The organism is Maribellus luteus, assembly GCF_003576475.1.
Classification (GTDB): Bacteria; Bacteroidota; Bacteroidia; order Bacteroidales; family Prolixibacteraceae; genus Draconibacterium; species Draconibacterium luteum.
In genome coordinates, this window is sequence record NZ_QWGR01000162.1 from 1 (window position 1) to 593 (window position 593).

Genomic DNA, 593 nt, shown 5'->3' on the forward strand with positions numbered 1-593 from the left:
TGTAGTGTTGTAAGCGAACACTGCCATTCCTAAGCTTAAATCCCAATCCCTCTGCATGTCTGCCGGCATCGTTCTCAGGATACTCCCCAGGGTCCTGTGCCACCTCTCCACGGCGTTGGAGGATGGGTTGTAGGGTGGGGTGGTGGTGTGCTTGATGTTCAGCATCTGCAGTAGTTCCACCCACAACTTGTTGACGAACTCTAGCCCATTGTCGGAGTGTATGTGCAGCGGTACTCCGTGTTGGGGAATGTGCTGTTCCATCAGTGCTTTGGCGACGGTCCGTGCTTCTTTATTTGGGATGGGGTAGGCGCAGGCGTACCGGGAGAATCCATCCATGACAGTCAGGATGTTCTTGTTTCCCCGGGGGGTGTTGCTGAAACCCACCAAGTCTATGTACGTCTTTTCGCCCACGTTGCCGGTGACGCGTGGCACGTGTACGCCCCTCCTAGCAGGTACGGATCGCTCCTTCGCCAAACATGCCGAACATTTCTGTTGTATCTTCCTCAAGGTTTCTCGTGCTCCGGGTACTAAAAACGACTGATTGAACCGTTTTAGGGTGCTGGATTCCCCTCGGTGTCCTGACCCGTCATGCT

At 54.5% G+C, this 593-nt stretch carries 1 protein-coding gene; it reads right to left on the reverse strand.

Annotated elements, in window-relative coordinates; translation table 11 throughout:
* On the reverse strand, positions 1 to 474 hold a 474-nt coding region (locus D1614_RS24380), incomplete at its 3' end, for an integrase catalytic domain-containing protein (RefSeq protein WP_241558164.1).
* Positions 475 to 593: the final 119 nt, after the last annotated feature.